The sequence below is a fragment of the Bradyrhizobium sp. 62 genome (assembly GCF_023073035.1).
Lineage (GTDB): Bacteria > Pseudomonadota > Alphaproteobacteria > Rhizobiales > Xanthobacteraceae > Bradyrhizobium.
This window is the reverse complement of the sequence record NZ_JADPIT010000002.1, coordinates 213,312-234,968: the sequence shown is the minus strand read 5'-3', so window position 1 is coordinate 234,968 and position 21,657 is coordinate 213,312. Positions and strand designations below refer to the sequence as shown.

The window sequence follows — 21,657 nt, the reverse complement described above, 5'->3', positions numbered from 1 at the left end:
GGCGCGCCCCGGAACGACGGCTGAGAGTGATGAACCATGGCCATCAACCACCTTGCGCCTGAGCAGACCGAGCAGTTCGCCGACAACATCGTCGGCTTTGCCCGCGCGCTGCGTTTGGCGGGCATGCCGGTCGGGCCGGGTGCGGTCATCGATGCCATGAGCGCGCTCCAGGTGATCGACATCGGCAACCGCGCCGACGTCTTCACCACGTTGGAGGCGATCTTCGTCAAGCGCCACGAGCATGCGCTGATCTTCAAACAGGCTTTCAACCTGTTCTTCCGCGCGTCGGAAGAGTGGAAGCACATGCTGGATTCGGTGCCGTTGCCGGAGCAGGCCAAGAAGAAGCCGCAGGCCGGCTCGCGCCGTGTGCAGGAGGCGATGTCGCAGCCGCGCATGACGGAGACGCCGCAGCACCAGGAGCAGGATTTGCGTCTGTCGGTCTCGGACAAGGAAATCCTTCAGAAAAAGGATTTTGCGCAGATGAGCGCGGCCGAGATCACCGAAGCGCTCCGCGCCGTCGAGCGGATGCGGTTGCCGCAGGCCGAGCTTCTGACGCGCCGGCACCGGCCCGATCCCCGGGGCCTGCGCCTCGATCTCCGCCGAACGCTGCGCGCCTCGTTACGCACGGGCGGCGACATCATCGACATCCATCGCCTCGGGCGGATCGAGAAACCGGCGCCGATCGTCGCGCTGCTCGACATCTCGGGTTCGATGAGCGAGTACACCCGCCTGTTCCTGCATTTCCTGCATGCCATAGGGGACGCGCGAAAACGTGTCTCGGTCTTCCTGTTCGGCACCCGCCTCACCAACGTGACCCGGGCGCTGCGCCAGCGCGATCCCGACGAGGCGCTGGCGAGCTGCTCGGCCTCGGTGGAGGACTGGGCCGGCGGCACGCGGATCTCGGCCTCCCTGCACAATTTCAACAAATTGTGGGCGCGGCGCGTGCTGAGCCAGGGCGCCATCGTGCTGCTGATCTCCGACGGGCTGGAGCGGGAGGCCGATTCCAAGCTCGCCTTCGAGATGGACCGGCTGCACCGTTCCTGCCGGCGGCTGATCTGGCTCAACCCGCTGCTGCGGTTTGGCGGCTTCGAGGCCAAGGCCCAGGGCATCAAAATGATGCTGCCGCACGTTGACGAATTCCGTCCGGTACATAATTTGAGCTCGATCCAGGAGCTGATCACCACGCTCTCCCGGCCGCTGCCGCCGCATCACCGCAGCTTGATCCGCTCCGCAGCCTGAGAGGTAGCCATGCTCGATCGCGACGAGGATATTCTGAAGGCGGCGGAGGACTGGCAGAAGGCCGGCCGTGGCGTCGCGCTCGCCACCGTGGTGGAGACCTGGGGCTCGGCACCGCGCCCGGCGGGCTCGAGCCTCGTCATCAACGACGAGGGCACGTTCCTGGGGTCCGTCTCCGGCGGTTGCGTCGAGGGCGCCGTGGTCACGGAGGCCATGGATGTGATCCAGAGCGGCAAGCCCAGGATGCTGGAGTTTGGCGTTGCCGACGAGGCTGCCTGGAATGTCGGGCTGTCCTGCGGCGGCACCATCCGCGTCTTCGTCGAGAAGGTCGGCTAGCCGTGAAGCTCGCAATCCTGCACGAACTCAATGCCGAGCGCGCCGCGCGCCGCCCGGTGATCCTGGTGACGGACACCGAGAGCGGCGAGCAGCGCCTTGTGAAAGCCAAGGATTTCGCCAAGGATCCCTTGGGCGCTGAACTCGACAAGCAGCTTCGCATGGGCAAAAGCGCCAGTGTCGAGGCCGGCGGCAAGAAGCTCTTCCTCAACGTTTATGCGCCGACCGCAAAGCTCGTCATCGTCGGCGCTGTCCATATCAGTCAGGCGCTGGCGCCGCTGGCGCGCTCGCTCGGCTACGACGTCACCGTGGTCGATCCGCGCACGGCCTTTGCGAGCCCCGAGCGCTTCCCAGACGTTCCCTTGGTCGCGGAATGGCCCGACACGGCGCTGCCGCCACTCAACGTCGATGCCTACACCGCTTTCGTCGCGGTGACGCACGATCCAAAGATCGACGATCCCGCGCTGCTGCACGCTTTCGAGCGCAACTGCTTCTATATCGGCGCGCTCGGCTCGCGGAAGACGCATGCCAAACGCGGCGACCGGCTGCGGGCGCAGGGCGCCAAGGACAACGACATCGCGCGCATCCATGCGCCCATCGGGCTTGCGATCGGCGCGGTCTCGCCGTCCGAGATCGCGGTGTCGATCATGGCCGAGATCACGGCGGTGCTTCGCCTGCCGCCCAAAGAAAAAGAAGAAGCCGCATGAAATTCGGCCCGGCGAGTCCCAGGGATGCGATCGGCGGGGTGACCGTCCACACCCTGCGCCAGGGACCGCTGGTGCTGAAGAAGGGCACGACGATCGGGCCTGCCGAGGTCGAGGCGCTGGAGCGCGCCGGCATCAAGGACATTGTGGTGGTGCGGATGGAGGCGGGCGATGTCTCCGAGGACGTCGCTGCCGCCAGCATCGCGCTCGCCGTCGGTGGCGATGGCATTCATGTCGAGCGTGCCTTTACCGGTCGAGCCAATCTGTTCGCCGCGCGCCCGGGCGTGCTGGTGATCGATCGCGCCGCAGTGGACCGCATCAACAATATCGACGAGGCCATTACCTTTGCCACGCTCTCCGCCTTCAAGCCGGTGGTCGAGGGCGAGATGGTCGGCACCGTCAAGATCATTCCGTTCGGCGTCGAAGGAAACTTGCGTGATGCCGCGGTGAAGGCCGCGGGTCGCGACGTTCTGAAGATCGCGCCTTACGTCATCAAGCGTGTCGGCGTGGTCTCGACGCTGTTGCCCGGCCTGTCCTCCAAGGTGATCGACAAGACGTTGCGCGTCACCGCCGAGCGGCTTGCGCCAGCCGGCGCTGGCATCATCGCCGAGCGGCGGGTCCCCCATGAGGAGCAGGCGCTGTCGGCTGCGATCAACGAACTGCTGGAACTTGGCGCCGAGCTCGTGATCGTGTTCGGGGCATCCGCGATCGCCGATCGCCGCGACGTGATCCCTGCGGCCGTGACCGCCGTCGGCGGCGAGATCGAGCATTTCGGCATGCCGGTCGATCCCGGCAATCTTTTGCTGATTGCCCGGGCCGGCGCCGTTCCTGTGCTGGGTGCGCCCGGCTGCGCGCGCTCGCCGGTCGAGAACGGCTTTGACTGGGTGCTGATGCGGCTGCTGGCCGGCATCAAGGTGACGCGGTCCGAGCTGATGGGCATGGGCGTCGGCGGCCTCCTGATGGAGATCGTCACGCGTCCGCAGCCGCGCGCAAAACCGGAGATCGAGGGCAACAACCAGGTCGCGGTTATCGTGCTCGCGGCGGGCCGTTCGACCCGGATGGGTGGGCCGAACAAGCTACTGGCCGAGCTCGACGGCAAGAAGCTGGTGCGGATTGCGACCGAGCAGGCGCTGGTCTCGAAAGCATCGGAGGTCATCGTCGTCACCGGCCATCAGACCGAGCTGATCGAGCAAGCCTTGCAAGGCCTGAAGGTGCGTTTCGTCAAAAATCCGGATTTTGCCGGCGGCATCGCAAGCTCGGTCAAGGCCGGTATCGCGGCCGTTCCAGAAGCTTGCGACGGCGCTGTGGTCTGCCTCGGCGACATGCCGCTGATCAATGCCGGCCTGATCGACCGTCTCATCGACGCGTTCGCACCGGACCGCGGCAATCTCATCGTCGTGCCCGTCAGCGAAGGCCGGCGCGGCAATCCCGTGCTGTGGTCGCGCCGCTTCTTCACGGAGTTGATGACGCTCGATGGCGATGTCGGCGCGCGCCATCTGATCGCCAAGCACACCGAGGCGGTCGCCGAAGTGCCGGTCGACGGCGAGAGCGCCTTCCTCGACATCGACACGCCGCAGGCGTTGGAAGCGGCAAGACGCGGGTGACGCTGCGGTATGGTGGGCAAAGGCGCGTAGCGCCATGCCCACCATTCCCCAGACTGCGATCTGAAATTGGTGGCACGCCTCAATTTCAACGCCCCGTTCACCATCTGGAAACGACCGGCGCTTACAGTCCACTTCACCTGCCTTGGGGGGAGGGGTTTTTCCATGGCTTCGAACGTCGTCGCGCGCCGTTGCGCGATGTTTTTCTTTGCGCTGTCCGTCTGCGTCGCGGGCGCTCGCCATATCACCGATGCGCACGCCGCCGGTGCATTTGCGGTCGGCAAGTGCGGCGCCTATGGCCAAGCGTTTGATTATGGCGCCGAGCACGAAGCGCGTGCGGCGGCGCAGAAGCAGTGCAAGGGCGATTGCACGACCGTGACGATGAAGCGCGCTTGCGCCGCGATGTCGGTCGATCTGTCCAATCCCTGCGGCGCCTATGGCTATGCCGTCAAGCCGAAGATCTCGGCCACGCTCAATGCCGCGACGCGCGAATGTTACAAATACGGCGGCAAGGAATGCGTGATCCGCGCCTGGGCCTGCGACGCAAAGGGTTGATTCCTGTTGCCGTCATTCCGATGTTGCGTAGCATCGAGTCCGGAATGACAGTTGGGGAATTCAATGCAATTCGACACTAAAATCGCCGTTGTGATCCGCACTGATCTTCAGCCCTGGCAGAAGCTCAACGTTGCCTCGTTCCTGACCAGCGGCATCGCGGCTGCGTTTCCCGACTGCATCGGCGAGCCCTATGAGGACGCGTCGGGCACGAAATATCACGCGCTGATCGGACAGCCGATCCTGATCTATGGCGCCGACGGTCCCGCATTGACGCGCGCGCTCGATCGGGCCCTGACGCGCAGCGTCAAGCCGGCGGTCTACACCGAGGACATGTTCAAGACCACGCATGATGCCGCCAATCGCGAGGCGGTGAGGGCAGTGGCGCGCCCTGACCTCAACCTCGTTGGACTTGCGATGCGCGCCGAGCGCAAGGTGATCGACAAGATCGTTGATGGGCTGAAGTTTCATAGTTGACGTGAATGCGCGCGGTCTTGCGCGCTTCCACTTGCGATGCCTTACCCCGGCGGCATGCCAGCGAATTTCGGCAGGTCCGGGTCAAGACGATCCCAGTCATGTCCGCGCGCGGCGAAAGTGACCGCCTGCGGCTTGTAGCGGGCGGGCTCGTCGAGGCTTGCGGCGCGGATCGTAAAGACGTCGGGCTGTGCCGCGAAGGTCATGTACACAGGCACGCCGCACTGCGTGCAGAAACCGCGCGTCTTCACGTTGCCGCTGTTGGCGACCATGTCCCAATGCGTCGCCTCGCCGGTAAGCGTGACGCCGGCGCGCGCGAAGGTTACGTAAGAGCCGTGCCCGCTGCCGCTTTCGCGCTGGCAGTCCCGGCATTGGCAGTGATTGCTGAACAGGGGCTCACTGGCGATCGAATAGCGGATCGCGCCGCAGGCGCAGCCGCCGGTAAAGGGCTTGGTCATGCGATAACTCCTTACTTATCTTCGCCGCTGATCTCGTCGAGCTGGCGGACGACCTTCTTCCAGCCGCCGCTCATGCCCGTGTAGGCCGACTGGTTCCTGGGTATGACGAAGCCCGCATGAACCAGACGGATCCGCGTGCCGGCCTCCACCGGGGTGAGGGACCACGTCACGACAGTGTCGAGCGGCGCGCCGTAGCCGGTGTTGCGCTCATCGCCGCCCTTCCAGGCGTAGACGAGGCGCCGGTTCGGCATGACTTCAAGGACGCGACAATGGATGACGCCATCCCAGGCGCCACCCGGCGTGGTCTGGTAGGTGAAAGTGTTGCCTTCGACGGCCTCGAAACCGGTCGGCGGCATCAGCCAGCGCGCGATGAGCTGGGCGCTGGTCAGCGCCTTCCAGATCGTCTCTGGCGCGTGAGGGAGCACCTCGTCGAGGACGATGTCTTTTGTCTCGGCTTTCAATTCAAGAGCACTCACGGATCGATCTCCTTCAAGAGGTCACGCAGGTTCTGGAAGCGCTCGCGCCAGAACACGCCGTAATGGTCCATCCAGGAGACCAGCGGTTCGAGGCCTTGCGGCGCGGCACGGTAATAGACGTTGCGGCCCTCGGCACGCTCGGCGACGAGGCCGGCCTGCTTGAGGGACTTCAAGTGTTGCGAGATCGCGCCTTGCGTCACGCCGCTTCCGCGCGTGAGCTCGGCGACGCTGATCTCCTTGCTCTCGAAGACGCGCTCGAACACCGCGCGCCGGGTCGGATCGGCGAGGGCGCGCATCACGGTGGTGACGGGATTTGGGGCGGCTTCGATCATGGGAATTAGATTAGTATCAACTAATGAATTAGTCCAGGCTAATTTATTGGCCTGGTTGGGTCTGTAATCCTGTCTTGACTGTGACTGACCAGTCAGTCATGTAATCAGAATGACCAAGAAGCCGACCAAACCCGCCGCTCCGTCCACAGATCGCGCCAGCGCAAAGGCCTCTGCACGCGCTGGCAACGACGCGGCACCCGCGTCGAGCCGCGCCACGCGCGCGGCGGAACGGCGTGCCGCGATCGTGGAGGCCGCGATGGAGGAATTCATCGCGCGCGGCTTTGCCGCGACGCGGCTCGACGACATCGCGAAGCGCGCGGGTGTCGCCAAGGGCACCATCTACCTGCACTTCAAGGACAAGGAATCCATGTTCGAGGAGCTGGTGCGGACCGTGATCGTCCCTGTGGTGACGCGGTTGACAGCATTGCCGCCGCCGGCGGGCTCGGTGCGTGATCTCGTCGAGACGTTTGCCAGCAACTTCCTCAAGGAGGTGATCGGCACCAGACGCGGTGATCTCGTGCGCCTGATCGTGGCCGAGGGACCGCGCTTTCCGTCCGTGGCCGATTTCTACTACCGCGAGGTCGTCTCGCGCGGGATGGCCGCCATGCGCGCCCTGATCGAGCTCGGCATTGCCCGCGGCGAGATCCGCCAGAAGAACCTGGCGCATTACCCGCAGATCCTGGTCGCACCCGCGATGATCGCGGTGATCTGGCAGAGCCTGTTTGCGCGGCACGCGCCGCTCGACGCGCAGGACATGCTGCGCGTCCATCTCGATTTGATTTTTGGCGAACGGAGCACGGCATGAGGTCGTTGCGAGCAATTTTTATATTCGCATCAGTCGCGGTCCTCGCAACCGGGCTTGCTGGCTGCAAGGACAAGCGTGAGCCCGGCTTCCAGGGCTGGGTCGAGGCCGACATGATCTTCGTCAGCCCGGACGAGGCGGGCCGGGTGACGAAGCTGAACATCCGCGAGGGCGACGAGGTCAAGGTCGGAGATCACCTCTATTCAGTCGACGACGATCTCCAGCTTGCCGATCTCAACCTGAACAAGGCGACGCTTGCCAACGCGCAGCAGACCTATGACCGCGCGGCCTCGCTGAGCAAGACCGGCTCGGGCACGCAGGCCAATCTCGACTCGGCCGTCTCTGCCTTGCGCGTCGCCGAGGCGCGGGTGGCGACCTCGGAGACGCGGATGGCGCGGCGCAAGGGCTTTGCGCCCGTGGCCGGTACCATCCAGCAGATCTATTTTCGCGAGGGCGAGATGGTGGCAGCGCAGCGGCCCGTGCTCTCGATCATGCCTCCCGGCAACATGAAGCTGCGTTTCTTCGTGCCGGAGACCGAGCTGCCGAAGCTTGCGATCGGCGACACGGTGCGGATCGCGTGCGACAGTTGCGCCGCCGATCTCACAGCAAAGATCTACTTCATCGCGACTTCGGCCGAATACACCCCGCCTGTCATCTACAGCCTCGAGGAGCGCAACAAGCTCGTCTACCTGATCCAGGCGCGGCCGTCGCGCCCCGATGCGCTGCGTGTCGGACAACCTATCGACGTCCATCTCAATCCAAAAACCCCCGTGGCGGACAAGCGATGAACGGCGGCAATGGCATTGCGATCGACGTCAAGGGCCTGAGCAAGTCGTTCGGCGGCCGCGAGGTCGTGCACGATTTGTCGATGCAGGTGAAGCGGGGTTCGATCTACGGCTTCCTCGGCCCGAACGGCTCGGGCAAGACGACGACGATCCGCATCCTCTGCGGCCTGCTCACGCCCGACAGCGGCGAGGGCACCTGCCTCGGCTACGACATCAGGCGCGATGCCGAAAAGATCAAGCGCCAGGTCGGTTACATGACCCAGCGCTTCAGCCTCTATCAGGATCTCTCAGTCCGCGAAAACCTCGAATTCGTCGCGCGCCTATACGGCCTTCGCGATGCACGCGGCGCCGCGCGCGACATGATCAAGCGGCTGGGGCTCTCGGGCCGCGAGGAGCAGCTCGCGGGCGAGCTCTCCGGCGGCTGGAAGCAGCGGCTGGCGTTGGGCGCCTGCACATTGCCCAGTCCTAAACTGCTGCTGCTGGACGAGCCGACCGCCGGCGTCGACCCGAAGGCGCGGCGCGATTTCTGGAACGAGATTCATGCACTGGCGGCCGACGGTCTCACCGTGCTGGTCTCGACACACTACATGGACGAGGCCGAGCGCTGTCACGAGATTGCTTATATCGCCTATGGCCATCTGCTCGTGCACGGCACCGTGGACGAGGTAATCGCGAAATCCGCGCTGACGACCTACACCGTGACGGGCGAGGACCTGAACGAGCTTACGGCTGCGCTCACCGGCAAGCCCGGGATCGACATGGTGGCGCCGTTCGGCACGTCGCTGCACGTCTCCGGCCGCGACGTCGCCGCGCTCGAGGCCAGCATCGCGCCGTGGCGCGAGAAAAGCGGGCTGCATTGGCACAAATCATCGCCTTCACTGGAAGACGTGTTCATCGAATTGATGAGTCGTTCCAAGGACAATTTCCAATGAGCGCGGTCGATCGTCCCGAACCCCAGCACGCGATCCGGGAGCGCTTCGGCTTCTGGAGGCGCTCCTATGCGATGCTGATCAAGGAGTTCATCCAGCTCAGGCGCGACCGGGTGTCGTTTGCAATGATCGTGATGCTGCCGGTGATGCAGCTGCTCCTGTTCGGCTATGCCATCAACACCACGCCGCACAATCTGCCGAGCGCGGTGTTGCTCCAGGAAGACTCCGATCTCGCCCGCTCGATCCTGAAGGCGCTGGAGAACACCGCCTATTTCCACTTTCTCTACGAAGTGCACGACGTCGATGACTTCGACAATCTCCTGAAGTCAGGCAAGGTTCTGTTCGGCGTCGAGATCCCGCGCGGCTTCGAGCGGGCGGTACGGCGCGGCGACAGACCGGCGCTGCTGGTCGCGGCCGACGCGACCGATCCCGTTGCAGCGAGTGCGGCGATCGGCTCGCTCGGCATGGTCGTGCAGACCGCACTCAAGCACGATCTCTACATCGGAGATCCCCCGGAGATGCCGTTCGAGATCCGCGCGCATGCCCGCTACAACCCCGCCGCCGCGTCGAGCCTCAACATCGTGCCGGGCCTCGTCGGCACCATCCTCACCATGACCATGCTGATCTTCACCGCGCTCTCGGTCACGCGCGAGGTCGAGCGCGGCACGATGGAGAGCCTGCTGTCGATGCCGATCAGGCCGGTCGAGGTGATGTTCGGCAAGATCATCCCGTACGTGCTGGTCGGGTTCGTGCAGGCGTTCCTCATCATCGGCATCGGGGTCGGCCTGTTCGGCGTGCCGGTGCTCGGCAATCTGTTCCTGCTGGCGCTGCTCTCGACGCTGTTCATCACGACCAACCTGGCGATCGGGTATACGATCTCGACGCTGGTGCAGAACCAGCTCCAGGCGATGCAGATGTCGATGATGTTCTTCCTGCCGAGCATCTTGCTGTCCGGCTTCATGTTCCCGTTTGCCGGGATGCCGGCCTGGGCGCAATATGTCGGCGAGTGCTTGCCGCTGACGCATTATTTGCGCATCGTCCGCGCCATCATGCTGAAGGGCGCGAGCATGCAAAATTTGCATTTCGACGCGCTGGCGCTGGCGGTCCTGATGCTGCTCGCCATGACCATCGCCGTGACGCGCTTCCGCCGCACGCTGGATTGAGGCAAGATGCCCCGGAATCAAGGGGGCGGAATGGTCAGTTTTGCGAGCAGGAAGGCCCGGCAGCATGCCGTGGTCTCCGAAGACTTCGAGCGCGAGCTGACGCGCGAAGTGCTGCGCACCGAGCTCGTGCGGGTGAGGGCGCTGATCACGACGGGCTGCGTCATCGTCGTGTTTCTCACTGCGATCTATCTTGTCGATTCCTCCGTGGTGCAGCGGGTCTGGCGGGGCACCGAGGGGCTTGCCGAGGTCTATGGTCTCCTGACCGGCTTCATCCTGTTCGAGGTCTGGGTCCACAGCCAGATCAGGCGAAACCTCAAGCTCGACCGCGATCTGCCGGTGATCCGGCGCTATATCGGTGCGCTGATCGAGACCTCGCTGCCAACCGTCATCCTGATCCTGCAGATTCGCAGCATGGGCGCGAGCCAAGCGCTCGGCTTCGTCGTGCCGCTGATCTATTTCATTTTCGTCATCCTTTCGACCCTGCGGCTGGACTTCTGGCTGTCCACCTTCACCGGCTTCGTCGCTGCGGGTGAGTTGCTCACTGTGGCGCTGATCTTCGATCCCGCCAGCGGGAGCGGCGAGCCGCAGATCTATTTCCACGCGGTACGAAGCACCATCATCCTGATCTGCGGCGTGCTTGCCGGCGCGGTCGGTGCGCAGCTCCGCCGCCAGTTCGCCGCGAGCATTGCCGCAGCGACCGCGCGCGACCGGGTGACCAACCTGTTCGGCCAGCACGTTTCGCCGCAGGTGGTGGAGCGGCTGATGGCGGCGGGGACGAGCGCCGCCGGCGACCTCCGCCGCGTTGCCGTGATGTTCGTCGATTTTCGCGGCTTCACCGCGGGCGCGCACTCGCGAACCCCGCAGGAGGTGGTCGACCGGCTCGACGGCGCCTTCGCCGTCCTGGTCGACATTCTCGACCGCGAGGGTGGCATCGTGAACAAGTTTTTGGGCGACGGCTTTCTCGCCCTGTTCGGTGCGCCGCTGGAGACTTCCGACGCCGCGCACCGCGCGGTCGCCGCGGGCCGCGAGATGCTAACCGCGATGGAGCGCATCAACGCGCAGACGAGCTGGCCACTCAAGATCGGCATCGGTATCCATTTCGGCGAGGTCGTCGCCGGCAATATCGGCTCGCCCCGGCGCAAGGAATACACCGTCATCGGAGACACCGTGAACTTCGCCTCACGGCTGGAGGCGCTGAACAAGGAGTTCGGCTCGCAGCTCTTGATCTCGGCGGCCGTTCGCGAGGCACTTGGCAAGGACTGCGACGATGCGGTCTCGCTTGGGGAGGTCGAGGTGCGCGGTTACGAACAGAAGGTGGCGGTGTTTCAACTGGGGTGAGGGCCGCTTCCTGCGCTTTCAAATGTGAGTCGCGCTTCGCTGAAGCGGGTCGGGTTCGTTGAAGGCGCGTGATGAAATATCTCTGCCAGCTTTTGGGGCTTGCATTGTGGAAGCCGCTTCTCGGCCTCCAACGCGTCACCGCGATTGCTCCGATTGCACTCAATTTTGGGGAATGACGGACGATGTTGCCGGCTTGTAGAGTGCCGGCGACGCGGCCGATTGCGGCTGCGATTGCGTAAGGGAAATGAAGATGCAGCGCCGCTACATCACCGTCGACGTGTTCACCGACCGCGCCTTCGGCGGCAACCAGCTCGCCGTGGTACTCGATGCCGGCGGGTTGTCGACCACGCAAATGCAGGCGATCGCGACCGAGTTCAACTATTCCGAGACGACCTTCGTGTTGCCGCCGCGTGACAAGGCGAATGATGCAGAGGTGCGCATCTTCACGCCTGTCAGGGAGCTTCCTTTCGCTGGCCATCCCAATGTCGGCACCGCCTTCGTGCTGGCCTCGATCGCGAAGGAGCCGAAACCGCGTCTGCGGTTCGAGGAGAAGGCGGGGCTGGTGCCGGTCGATATCTCGCGAGAGCAGGGGCGGGTAATCAGCACCGAGCTCACCGCGCCGCAGCCTCTGACCCGCCTGTCGCAGTTGTCTGCCGCTGATGCCGCGAGCTGCATCTCACTCAGTGCAGACGACATTAGGGTCGACCGTCACGCTCCACAGGTCGTCAGCGTTGGAACGCCGTTTCTGGTGATTGAGGTGCACTCGCGCGATGCGCTCAAACGGGCGAAGTCCGACGCGGCGGCCTTCGGCAAGGTATTTCCGTGCGACGGCGCGTTCGCGGCGTGGTTCTATACGCGCGATGTGCCCGCGGCGGAGGCGCCTTGCGAGCGGCAGGCGCGGATGTTCATGCGCGGCGCCGGCGGCCTCGCCGAAGACCCCGCCACCGGCAGCGCAACGGTCGCGGCCGCCGCGCTGTTCGCCGATCTCGATCCTGTCCGCGACGGCGAGTTGAAGCTCACGGTCGGCCAGGGTTTTGACATGGGGCGGCCGAGCCTCTTGCTGACGCGCGTGCGCAAGCAGGACGGCAACATCGTCTCCGCTCATGTCGGCGGCAGCTGTGTGCAGATGATGGAAGGCACGTTCCGGCTCGCGGGGGAGGGGTAGCTCTCTATTCCCGGCCATGACGGAGAGAGTCGTTCAGGCCTGCCGTCCCGCCAGATTCTTCACTGCCACTCCATCGCGCTCTTCGATGATCTCAGCGATCATCTGGCGGTGGCAGTGGGTGTGATCGCGCTCGTAGCAAAGCAGACAGACGGGACCTGCTTTCTTCACCAGCGCCGAGAGCTCGTCCATCTGCTCCCTGGCCTCCGGCGTCTTCAGGTGCTTTGAGAAAACCTTCTCCAGCACATCGTATTGCCCGCTGCGGGCGGCGAGGCGGCCTTCCTTGGGCGTTCCGAGCGCTGCCAGATGGACATAGGCGATGCCGCGTTCATCGAGGCCTGCGGCGAGCTGCCTCTTGGAAAAGCCGGGCCGGCGCGATGACGTCACCGCGCGCACGTCGACGACGAGCTTGACGCCGGATTGCTCCAGCTCGTCGAGCACTGCCTTGGGCGGCGTCTGCTCATAGCCGATGGTGAAGAGCTTTTTTGCCTTTGCCATGAGACACCTTTAGCGAAACACGTCAGCTCACCCGCGCGATCAGCTCCATGGCGCCGGCCGGCGCGCGCACCTTGCCCTCGTGGATGACATAGGCGAACACGTCGCGCGGCTCCTTCTTCGGCTTGGCCTTGTCGACCTTCGGCAGGTCGTCGGGTTCACTTCCCTCGGCCCAGTGCTGAAAGCGCTTTGCCCAGGCATCGAGCTGCTTCGGCGGATAGCATGTCTTGATCTCGTCATTGCCCTTCTGCAGCCGGGCATAGACGAAATCGCCGGCGACGTCGGCGATCGCGGGATATTTGCCGTGCTCGGCGAAGACGACGGGCGTCTCGAATTCGCGGATCAGCGCGACGAAGTCCGGCGCGCAGAAACTGTCGTGACGGACCTCGACGACGTGGCGCAGGGCGCGTCCGTCGAGCTTGCGCGGCAACAGCTCGAGGAATTTGCCGAAATCGGCGCCGTCGAATTTTTTGGTCGGCGCGAACTGCCACAGCACCGGCCCAAGATGATCGCCGAGTTCCAGCACGCCGGAATCATAGAAACGTTTGATGGAATCCCCAGCCTCGGCCAGCACGCGCCGGTTGGTGGCGAAGCGCGGCCCCTTGACCGAGAACACGAAACCATCAGGCACCTCGCTCGCCCATTTGCGAAAGCTCTCCGGTTTCTGCGAGCCGTAATAGGTGCCGTTGATCTCGATCGAGGTCAGTTTCGAGGCGGCGTAGGACAGCTCCTTGGCTTGCGTCAGCTTCTCCGGATAGAACACGCCGCGCCAAGGCTCGAAGGTCCAGCCGCCGATGCCGATAAAGATGTTGCCTGATTTTTTAGACGCGGTTTTTGCTTTGGCCACGGGAGGATCTCGGATGACGGGAGGAGGGGCCTCCATCCTAATCAAACGAGTTGTGATTGGCCAGTTGCGACGTCCCGTCTAAGCTCGCGACGGGATCTGCGAAAAAAGGAGAACAAGATGCGGATGCTGATGGTGGGAGCGGCGCTCGTTATGATGACATCTGCTGCCATGATATCTTCAGTTATGGCCGACGATGACGATGCCAAGGGTGCGCAGAAGCTCGCCATGCAGGGCCGCGACGATTATTGGCATTGCCTGGCGCGGGAATATTCGCGCGACGGCAATCAGGGCCTGTCGGAACAGGATTTTGGCCGCTCCGTCGCCGGAGCCTGTCCGTCGGAGCGACAATACTACCGGGTGGCACTGCTCGATTATCTCACCACGCAATATCCCGATATTGATGCCGGCGCGCATCTCGCGACCGCGAACAGGGCGGTGGAGGCGGCGCAAAAGGACATCGTGACGGCCTTCGTCAAGCACAAGCCGCCGCAGAAATAGCCCATGGACCGGTGCCTCCGGCAAGCCCTTCCTGCGGCGCGCTCATCCATGGTATTATTGAGCGCATCTGGAACAGGGATGAGTTTCCATGTCGTCTGAGTCGGTGGGGGGCATTTTGGGCGCGATCGTCGCGGCGATCGTGCTTGCGGTGGCCGTCGTCTTCGGGCCGATCGGCCAATACGGCAAGCCGCCCAGGCCCGCGAAAGTCGACCCGGCCGCCGTTACGGCGCCGGCGGCCCCTGCCGCGCCCGTGCCGCGAGGGCCGGTGATCAAGGAAGTCCCGAACCAATAAGGGCGTGAAAAGGGCCTCTTTCGCCCCTTGTAAAGCGGCGTTGCCGTTCCCATTTAGCTTATAACGGCGACGTTGAGCGAAAAACTCCGGCGCTGGAACGACCTTGGAATAGCACAGGCTGCGCCGGATGTACGCGCGGCCCGCCGTTCCGGGGTCGTTGGCATTTTTGGGCCCCTTTTGGGCCGCTCCCCAGAGAAACCCCGGCTTGCGAGCGCAAGTTCGTGGCAGCACAAGTTCTTGGCAGCACGGGACGCGGCGGATATACGCTGCCGTCATGAATGAAGCGATCAGACCGGGCTCCGACACCCAAAAGGCGGCTTCGCCGGCGCCGGAATTGTCGGTCGTCGTCCCGACCTTCAACGAACGCGACAATGTCGCGGTGCTTTACCGGCGGCTGGAGGCCGCGCTGGCCGGCATCGCCTGGGAAGTCGTGTTCGTCGACGACAATTCGCCTGATGGCACTTGGGACGTCGTGCGCGCGCTGGCCCAGCGCGACAGCCGCGTGCGCTGTGTCCGCCGCATCGGCCGCCGCGGCCTGTCGGGGGCCTGCATCGAGGGCATCCTGGCCTCCAGCGCGCCCTATGCGGCCGTGATCGACGCCGATCTTCAGCACGACGAGACGCAACTGCCGAAGATGCTGTCGCTGCTTGCGAGCGGGCAGGCCGAGCTCGTGGTCGGCAGCCGCTACATCGAGGGCTACAAGAGCGAAGGCTTCAACAAGCAGCGCGCCGGCGCCAGCGCGCTGGCAACGGAACTCGCCAGGAAAGCGCTGCGGGTCGAGATCGCCGATCCCATGAGCGGCTTCTTCATGGTTCGCCGCGACCGTTTCGAGCAGCTGGCGCCGAAACTTTCCGTGCACGGCTTCAAGATCCTGCTCGACCTCGTCGCGAGCGCGAACGGCAGCTTGCGCGCCATCGAAATTCCCTACACGTTCGGTGAGCGCCAGCACGGCGAAAGCAAGCTCGATTCTATGGTCGCGCTGGATTTTCTCGGCCTGGTGCTGGCAAAGTTCACCAACGACGCTGTCTCGTTGCGCTTCCTGCTGTTCGCGATGGTCGGCGGGATCGGCCTCGTGGTGCATCTCACCACCCTGTTCATATCGCTCGAGCTGTTCAAGGAGCCGTTCGCGGAAGCGCAGGCCTCCGGCGCCATCGTCGCGATGACCAGCAATTTCGTCCTCAACAACTTCCTCACCTATCGCGACCAGCGGCTGAAGGGCTTTGCGCTGCTGCGCGGCCTGATCGCGTTCTACATCGTGTGTAGCGTCGGCCTGCTCGCCAATGTCGGCGTCGCCTTCTCGGTCTACGACCAGGAGCCGATCTGGTGGCTTGCGGGTGCGGCCGGGGCGCTGATGGGCGTGGTGTGGAACTACGCGATGTCCGGACTGTTCGTCTGGCGCAAGAAATAGCTCACGATGGGCGGGGCTGACGCGCGGATCGTCCGCAATACGGCGCTGGTGATCCTTGCGCTGGTCGGCTTGCGGCTCGTCGCAGCCGCCTTCACGCCGATCACCTTCGATGAAGCCTATTACTGGATGTGGTCGCAGAACCTCGCCGGGGGGTACTACGACCACCCGCCGATGGTTGCCTACGTCATCCGCGCCGGCACCCTGATCGCCGGCGACACCGAACTCGGCGTCCGCCTGGTCTCGATCCTGCTCGCGCTGCCGATGAGCTACGCGATCTATCGCTCCGCCGCGATCCTGTTCGGCGGCGCGCGGGTGGCGGCGACCAGCGCCATCCTGCTCAACGTGACGCTGCTGGCCTCGGTCGGCACGCTGATCGTCACGCCCGATGCGCCACTTCTGGTTGCCTCCAGCTTCGTGCTGTTCTTTCTCGCCAAAGTGCTGGAGAGCGGCCGCGGCGTCTGGTGGCTCGCGGTCGGCGCAGCCGTCGGCGCGGCGCTCCTGTCGAAATACACCGCGATGTTCTTTGGGCTGGCGATCCTGATCTGGATCGCGGCCGTGCCGAAACTGCGGCACTGGTTTCTCTCGCCCTGGCCGTATCTCGGCGGTTTCGTTGCGCTCGCGCTGTTCTCGCCGGTGATCCTCTGGAATTCCGATCATCAATGGGTCTCGTTCGCAAAGCAGCTCGGGCGCGCCAGGATCGAGGATTTTCGTCCGGTCTTCATTGCCGAGCTGATCCCGACCCAGATCGCGTTCGCAACCCCGCTGGTGTTCATCCTCGGCGCGATGGGGCTGCACGCGCTGACCTGGCGTCGGGCCGGCGCGCTGGCCTCGCGCGTGCTGATCGAGACGATGTTCTGGACCATCGTCGCCTATTTCGTCTGGCATTCGCTGCATGCCCGCGTCGAGGCCAACTGGTTCGCGCCGGTCTATCCGCCTTTCGTCATCGCGGCGGCGGCCGCTGCCAATCTCGTGCAGTGGAAGCCGCGCCAGCGCCGGCTGGTGGACTTCTGCCTGCGCTGGGCCGCACCCACCGGCATCGTGATGTTTGCCGCGCTGATCGTGCAGGCCAATACCGGCTGGCTGTCCGGCTATCGCCGCGATGCGACCGTGCGCAGCGTCGGCGTCGGCTGGCGCGAACTCGCTGCCGAAATCGAAGCGGTGCGCGCCCGCAATGGCGCGACCTGCGTGCTTGCGCCGGACTACGGCACGACGGGCTGGCTCGCCTTCTATCTGCCGCGCGGCAGCTGCGTGGCGCAGCAGAACCAGCGCATCCGCTGGGCCAACATGCCCGAGCCGGATCCAAAGCTGCTTGCGGGCAAGCTGATCTATGTCGACGAGCTGCGAGCTGACGGCCATCCGGCGGTCCACGACCTCTTTGCCAAGGTGACGCAGGTCGCGCAATTGCAGCGCAAGCGCGGCTCGCTCGTGATCGAGACTTACAGCATCGATCTGCTCGAAGGCGCCAAGGGCGACGTGCTGGATCGCTCGCCGCCGCCGGAAGCGCGGTAGCTCTTCGTCGGGACGATGGCGAAGGTTCAGTCGATCATCTCGGCCTTGGTCGCGGCCTGGTTCGGCCTGTCCTGGTCGCGCCAGAACCAGACGGTCACGACGCCGGAGCGGCCGCGGACCTGCGTGAGCAGGGGGCCCGACAGAATGCCGTCGGGAGCGCCCTGGAAGTCGGCCGCATCCAGCAGCGTATCGCTGAACGCGAGCCGCGCGCCGTTCTGGACGGCAACCTCCATCAACCGGCTCGCGACGTTGACGGTGTCGCCCGTCGCCGTGATGTGCTGATGGCTCTCGCCGAGGCGCGAGGCGACGATCGGGCCGAAATGCGCGCCGATCTTGAAGCCGAGCTGGTGCCCGATCGCAGACGGCAGTGACGCGATCCAGCGTTCGACGCCGCGATGCAAGTCGATCGCGCATTTCAGTGCGCGTGCGGCGTCGTCGGGCATTGCGCCGGGCAGGCCGAACAGGATCATGGCGCCGTCGCCGAGAAAGCCGCTGATCATGCCACCGCAATCGACGGCGGTCTTCTCGATCAGCGCGTGAAACGCCTTCAGAATGTCCTGGAGTTCGCCCGGATCGATCCGCTCGCTCAGCGCCGTGAAGCCGGAGAGATCGATGAAGACCATTGCTGCGTCCTGCCGGACGGGTGTCGACAGGAAATTCGGATCGCGCGCCAGCCACTCCTGCACGGCCGGCGCCTGGAATTGCGCGAGCGACCGGCTCTTGGCGGCGAAATATTGCGTGCGGCGGCCTCCCGCCCACAATTGCACGCCGGCAAAGATCGCAACCGGCGGCACTGCTGCGGCGAGCGTGGTCGCGGCGTTCAGCCAGACGCCATGTGTGAACGCGAACAAATTGAAGCTGGCCCAGGCGATCATCACCGCGGCCGCGGCAACGATGCCAAGCGCGCTGCGCCGCCAGGCGAGCAGACCTACCAGCAGCATCGGCAACAGGATCGCGATGAGCGCGTCGGCGATGTGGACCTTGCGGTCGCGCACGATGCTGTCGCCGGCGACGAGATGGGTGATCGCGGTGGAGACCACTTCGACGCCGGGCATCAGGGAATCGAACGGTGTTGGGTAAAAATCACCGCCGCCGGCGACCGAGGCCCCGATCACGACGATCCGGTTCTCGATCGCCGCGCGACTTAACGTGCCGTCGAAGATGCTCTGTGCGCTGACGGTGCGGATGGTCCGGCGCGGGCCGTAATAGGTGATCGGTAGCGCGAAGTCGGTATCGGTGGGCACCGCGCGGTCGCCGAGCATCAGATGGTCCGGCGCGATCGTCAGCGACTTGTCGAGCGCGCGCGCCGCGACCCGCAACGGAAAGGACAGCTCGACCTTGTCGCTGGTCCGAAATAGCATCGGCACCGAGAGCGGTGAGCCAGACTGGCCGGTCGCAACATTGACGACGCCGACCTCGGCATGATCGGCGAACGCCGGCAAGGGCAGCAGGAAGCGCTCGGCCTGCGGCAGGGCGGCGAGGGGGCCTTGGCCGCTGGTCTCCACGGTCTCGCTGGCGGACGGGAAGATCGCCGCGGCGGCAAGAACGATGGGACCGGTAGCCAGCGTATTTGCCAGCGTGGCGTCGCCGATCGCAGCGCTGCGGTCGACCAGCAGCAGGTCGATCGCGACGACCTTCGGCTTGAACTGCACGATGGTGTCGACGACGCGGGCGAGATCGGCGCGCGGCAGCGGGTAGCTGCCGCCGCGCTTCACGACGGTGTCGTCGATCGCTACGATGGTGATGAGATCGGGCGGAACCCGCACGCCACGGACCTGCGTCCGCCAGTCCGTCAGCGTCGCCTCGAGGCGGTCGAGAAAGCGCAGATGACCGTTGGCGTGCCCGGCATAGATGCCCGCGCCCCACAGTGCGGTGAGGACGAGTGCCACCAGGATCTGAACGCGTCGGCTACTCATGTGGTCGTGTTGCAATTTCTCTATCGTCCAAATGCTGTTGGCCGAGCCCAGCTGACTCGAACTTATTGGCCTGGCCCTATTGACCAAGTCTTGCCATCAATGCGTCGACGCGCGGCTGGCCCCATGTCTTGACCGTCAATGGGCCTGTCGCTTCCACGTCGACGCCTTGGCCGCGGCCCAATACCACGCCGCGCCCGCCGCTCCTGCGGCTCACGCCGACACGGCCGTCAGCCACGAAGACGGAGGTCTTGGCCTCCGCCACATCGACCGCCCATTTCGTGCCGCGCACCGCGGCGATCGCCTGCGGCGTCAGGACCTTGAAGGGATTGCCGCCGGGCTTCTTGGGCACCTCGACCAGCAGCGCTTTGCTGCTCAACTCCACGGAGTCTATATGTCCGTCGCGGTTAGCGTCCTTAAGTTCAAATCTGGCACCGCTTTCGGCAACGATCGTGATGCCGTTGTCGCAGCGCCAGGTCTGCGTACCGGCAGCAGACGGCGCCGCCGTGCAGCCCACATTGGCAGCAGGCTGTGCAATCGCATGTCCGATCAACAGAAACGACCCCGCCAGAGCGAAAAACCCTGCGCGCACGAACTCTCTCATGCCAGCCTCCGTTTGCGTGCTCGGCACAGTTCAAGGCGATCTTGATACGGTACCGTATCACACGCAGAGGCTGCTGAAAAGTGCCGGTTGCCGTAGCTATTTTCTCGCTGCGGCCTTTTCCAGTGCGGTGCAATCAACTTTCGGTCAGGGCACCGGCTCGCGCGCGCGGTCTGTGATGTGGCTGCTGATAACCGCGCTGCGGCTACGGACGAGAGGGGGCTGTGCGCACCAGCCTCGCGCAACGTTTCCCCGTTATCTTCCGGGTATTGAAGACCACGAAAACGACTTGGTTGGATGGCCTTAGAGATGCGGCCGGAGACGGTTGCCGGCAACGCTAAATCCCGCCGAGAATCATAGTTAACAGACGCGCTTAAGTCCGTAATTCTGCGGGCTTTTTTCTCGAAATGGGACACCCGAACGGGTTGCCCCACATCCGCCCGAACTTAATCCGCATTTAACTAAAAGTGGCCTTAATGACGCTCCGACCCTCTGCGAGATGCTGTTCCCGGATCGTGACCAGCGGCGCTTCGAAGGGGGACTGAGTGACACCGTTCTGGACGCAAGGCGAATGAGTACGAGTATCGCTGCGCAAGGCATCGCGGCACGAAAGTCCAAAGGATTCTCGAGCACTTCTTATCGGAAGCCTTCCCGGAAAATGACCACGCAAAACGTGCTTGGCGCCGCCGTAATCGGCTGCGTCGTGCTTGGCGCCGGCTGGACCATCTACAGCAACATCTTTGCCGCGAGCGTATATCCGACCGTTGGCAGCAACGGCTACGACGAGCCCGTGATCAAGCGGGCGCCCAGGGTCGCGTTGCGCGAGGCCGGGGAGGCCGTCAAGGACGCCTTTGCGCTCTTGCCCGACCGCTTGCAGGTCGCAGCGCCGATCTCGCGCGAGATGTTCAACGATCGCTTTGCCGCGGCTGCGACCCAAGGCGTGACATCGAATGCGGCCAGCGCCGCGCCCGCAACCAAGGTCGCCGAAGCCAAGGACGCGCCGAAGCCGAGCGTGATCGCGAGGGTCGCGGAAGTCCTGAAGCCGGGTCCGGCCAAGATCGCTGACGCTGCGAAGTCCAAGCGCGGCGCTGACGCGCCGGTGCAGCTTGCCTCGGCAGATCCGGCCGAGATCGTGCCGGCGCCTGAGGCGAAGCCAAAATCGATTGCCGATCGCGCAAAGGCTGCGGTGATGTCGATCACCGGACCGCGCCAGTCGATGGTGGAAAAGCTCTGGGGCAAGCGCGAGCCGTCCGGTGGGCTGCTCGCCTATGCCTCGGCCGACGCCAGCGTGACCGCGTCCATCGCGCCGAGGGAGCAGAACCCCATGCTCGGCGGTTCGGCGCCCTATGAGCGTGACACCGCGGTCTACGACATCTCCGCTAAAACCGTTTACTTGCCCGACGGCACCAAGCTCGAGGCGCATTCCGGCCTCGGCTCCAACCTCGACGACCCACGCTCCTCGCGCGTCCGCATGCGCGGCGTGACGCCGCCGCACATCTACACGCTGAAGCCGCGCGAGGCACTGTTTCACGGCGTGCCTGCGCTGCGCCTGACCCCGATTGGCGGTGAGAGTGCGATCTACGGCCGCGACGGCCTGCTCGCGCACACCTTCATGCTCGGGCCCAACGGCGATTCCAACGGCTGCGTGTCGTTCAAGGATTATTACGCGTTCCTCGACGCCTACCGCAACAAAGGCATCCGCAAGCTCGCGGTGCTGGCGCGGGTGGACTAACTTCCGTCAATTCGAGA

The 21,657-nt window shown here is 64.6% G+C and carries 24 protein-coding genes; 17 read left to right on the top strand and 7 right to left on the bottom strand.

What is annotated here, in order from left to right:
* Positions 1–36 precede the first annotated feature (36 nt).
* The 6 genes from IVB47_RS01200 to IVB47_RS01175 all read left to right on the top strand — a co-directional run bounded on the left by IVB47_RS01200 (position 37) and on the right by IVB47_RS01175 (position 4,903).
* The gene (locus IVB47_RS01200; RefSeq protein WP_247400335.1) at positions 37–1,239 is read left to right on the top strand and encodes a VWA domain-containing protein; all 1,203 of its coding nucleotides are present in this window, start codon (positions 37–39) and stop codon (positions 1,237–1,239) included.
* 9 nt (positions 1,240–1,248) lie between these two features.
* Entirely contained in the window at positions 1,249–1,572 is a 324-nt protein-coding gene (locus tag IVB47_RS01195) for an XdhC family protein (RefSeq protein ID WP_247362366.1), read from the top strand.
* A gap of 2 nt (positions 1,573–1,574) precedes the next feature.
* A complete protein-coding gene (locus tag IVB47_RS01190; protein ID WP_247362362.1) occupies positions 1,575–2,276 on the top strand; it encodes an XdhC family protein in 702 nt (233 codons plus the stop codon).
* A complete protein-coding gene (locus tag IVB47_RS01185; RefSeq protein ID WP_247459417.1) occupies positions 2,273–3,877 on the top strand; it encodes a molybdopterin-binding/glycosyltransferase family 2 protein in 1,605 nt (534 codons plus the stop codon). Before IVB47_RS01190 ends, IVB47_RS01185 begins: the two co-directional genes overlap by 4 nt.
* 162 nt (positions 3,878–4,039) lie before the next feature.
* On the top strand, positions 4,040–4,429 hold the full coding sequence (locus IVB47_RS01180; protein ID WP_007611990.1) for a DUF4189 domain-containing protein: 390 nt from the start codon (positions 4,040–4,042) through the stop codon (positions 4,427–4,429).
* A gap of 63 nt (positions 4,430–4,492) precedes the next feature.
* Positions 4,493–4,903, top strand: coding sequence for a DUF2000 family protein (locus IVB47_RS01175; protein WP_247362359.1), 411 nt, complete (start codon positions 4,493–4,495; stop codon positions 4,901–4,903).
* 41 nt (positions 4,904–4,944) lie between these two features.
* On the opposite strand, the gene IVB47_RS01170 is transcribed toward IVB47_RS01175, so the two are convergent.
* Genes IVB47_RS01170 through IVB47_RS01160 form a run of 3 tightly spaced genes read right to left on the bottom strand, consistent with a single transcriptional unit; the run spans position 4,945 to position 6,166 of the window.
* The gene (locus IVB47_RS01170) at positions 4,945–5,358 is read right to left on the bottom strand and encodes a GFA family protein (protein ID WP_247459416.1); all 414 of its coding nucleotides are present in this window, start codon (positions 5,356–5,358) and stop codon (positions 4,945–4,947) included.
* An 11-nt stretch (positions 5,359–5,369) separates the two neighbouring features.
* Positions 5,370–5,834: an SRPBCC domain-containing protein gene (locus tag IVB47_RS01165; RefSeq protein WP_027567718.1), complete on the bottom strand. Its 465-nt coding sequence runs from the start codon at positions 5,832–5,834 to the stop codon at positions 5,370–5,372.
* Positions 5,831–6,166 carry a metalloregulator ArsR/SmtB family transcription factor gene (locus IVB47_RS01160; protein WP_007611986.1) on the bottom strand — a complete coding sequence of 112 codons (336 nt, stop codon included), beginning with the start codon at positions 6,164–6,166 and terminating at the stop codon, positions 5,831–5,833. The genes IVB47_RS01165 and IVB47_RS01160 overlap by 4 nt, the downstream gene beginning before the upstream one ends.
* A gap of 109 nt (positions 6,167–6,275) precedes the next feature.
* Between IVB47_RS01160 and IVB47_RS01155 the strand changes: the two genes are divergently transcribed.
* From IVB47_RS01155 to IVB47_RS01130, 6 genes are all read left to right on the top strand, one after another.
* The gene (locus tag IVB47_RS01155; protein WP_247459415.1) at positions 6,276–6,971 is read left to right on the top strand and encodes a TetR/AcrR family transcriptional regulator; all 696 of its coding nucleotides are present in this window, start codon (positions 6,276–6,278) and stop codon (positions 6,969–6,971) included.
* Positions 6,968–7,756, top strand: a complete 789-nt coding sequence (locus IVB47_RS01150; RefSeq protein WP_247459414.1) for an efflux RND transporter periplasmic adaptor subunit — start codon at positions 6,968–6,970, stop codon at positions 7,754–7,756. The genes IVB47_RS01155 and IVB47_RS01150 overlap by 4 nt, the downstream gene beginning before the upstream one ends.
* Complete coding sequence (locus IVB47_RS01145; protein WP_027567721.1) at positions 7,753–8,685, top strand: ABC transporter ATP-binding protein; 933 nt, start codon at positions 7,753–7,755, stop codon at positions 8,683–8,685. Before IVB47_RS01150 ends, IVB47_RS01145 begins: the two co-directional genes overlap by 4 nt.
* Positions 8,682–9,845, top strand: coding sequence for an ABC transporter permease (locus tag IVB47_RS01140; RefSeq protein ID WP_247459413.1), 1,164 nt, complete (start codon positions 8,682–8,684; stop codon positions 9,843–9,845). The genes IVB47_RS01145 and IVB47_RS01140 overlap by 4 nt, the downstream gene beginning before the upstream one ends.
* 30 nt (positions 9,846–9,875) lie before the next feature.
* On the top strand, positions 9,876–11,183 hold the full coding sequence (locus IVB47_RS01135; protein ID WP_247459412.1) for an adenylate/guanylate cyclase domain-containing protein: 1,308 nt from the start codon (positions 9,876–9,878) through the stop codon (positions 11,181–11,183).
* Positions 11,184–11,433: 250 nt separating this feature from the next.
* Entirely contained in the window at positions 11,434–12,348 is a 915-nt protein-coding gene (locus tag IVB47_RS01130) for a PhzF family phenazine biosynthesis protein (RefSeq protein WP_247459411.1), read from the top strand.
* Positions 12,349–12,381: 33 nt separating this feature from the next.
* Here the strand turns inward: IVB47_RS01130 and IVB47_RS01125 are convergent, their stop codons facing one another.
* Together IVB47_RS01125 and IVB47_RS01120 are read right to left on the bottom strand one after the other, a co-directional pair.
* A complete protein-coding gene (locus IVB47_RS01125) occupies positions 12,382–12,843 on the bottom strand; it encodes a DUF488 domain-containing protein (protein WP_247362341.1) in 462 nt (153 codons plus the stop codon).
* 22 nt (positions 12,844–12,865) lie between these two features.
* Entirely contained in the window at positions 12,866–13,687 is an 822-nt protein-coding gene (locus tag IVB47_RS01120; protein WP_247287208.1) for a DUF72 domain-containing protein, read from the bottom strand.
* 117 nt (positions 13,688–13,804) lie between these two features.
* On the opposite strand from IVB47_RS01120, the gene IVB47_RS01115 reads away from it, so the two are divergent.
* The 4 genes from IVB47_RS01115 to IVB47_RS01100 all read left to right on the top strand — a co-directional run bounded on the left by IVB47_RS01115 (position 13,805) and on the right by IVB47_RS01100 (position 17,394).
* Entirely contained in the window at positions 13,805–14,185 is a 381-nt protein-coding gene (locus IVB47_RS01115; protein ID WP_106944528.1) for a hypothetical protein, read from the top strand.
* Positions 14,186–14,273: 88 nt separating this feature from the next.
* Entirely contained in the window at positions 14,274–14,477 is a 204-nt protein-coding gene (locus IVB47_RS01110) for a hypothetical protein (protein ID WP_027518781.1), read from the top strand.
* A gap of 274 nt (positions 14,478–14,751) precedes the next feature.
* On the top strand, positions 14,752–15,885 hold the full coding sequence (locus tag IVB47_RS01105; protein WP_247362336.1) for a glycosyltransferase family 2 protein: 1,134 nt from the start codon (positions 14,752–14,754) through the stop codon (positions 15,883–15,885).
* 6 nt (positions 15,886–15,891) lie between these two features.
* Positions 15,892–17,394: a glycosyltransferase family 39 protein gene (locus IVB47_RS01100; protein ID WP_247459409.1), complete on the top strand. Its 1,503-nt coding sequence runs from the start codon at positions 15,892–15,894 to the stop codon at positions 17,392–17,394.
* 26 nt (positions 17,395–17,420) lie between these two features.
* Here IVB47_RS01100 and IVB47_RS01095 read toward each other — a convergent pair whose 3' ends face one another.
* Positions 17,421–19,310, bottom strand: a complete 1,890-nt coding sequence (locus IVB47_RS01095) for an adenylate/guanylate cyclase domain-containing protein (RefSeq protein WP_247459408.1) — start codon at positions 19,308–19,310, stop codon at positions 17,421–17,423.
* A gap of 76 nt (positions 19,311–19,386) precedes the next feature.
* Entirely contained in the window at positions 19,387–19,911 is a 525-nt protein-coding gene (locus IVB47_RS01090) for a FecR domain-containing protein (protein ID WP_247459406.1), read from the bottom strand.
* Between the two features lie 655 nt (positions 19,912–20,566).
* Between IVB47_RS01090 and IVB47_RS01085 the strand changes: the two genes are divergently transcribed.
* On the top strand, positions 20,567–21,640 hold the full coding sequence (locus IVB47_RS01085) for a DUF2778 domain-containing protein (RefSeq protein WP_247362326.1): 1,074 nt from the start codon (positions 20,567–20,569) through the stop codon (positions 21,638–21,640).
* The last annotated feature ends 17 nt before the right edge of the window (positions 21,641–21,657 follow it).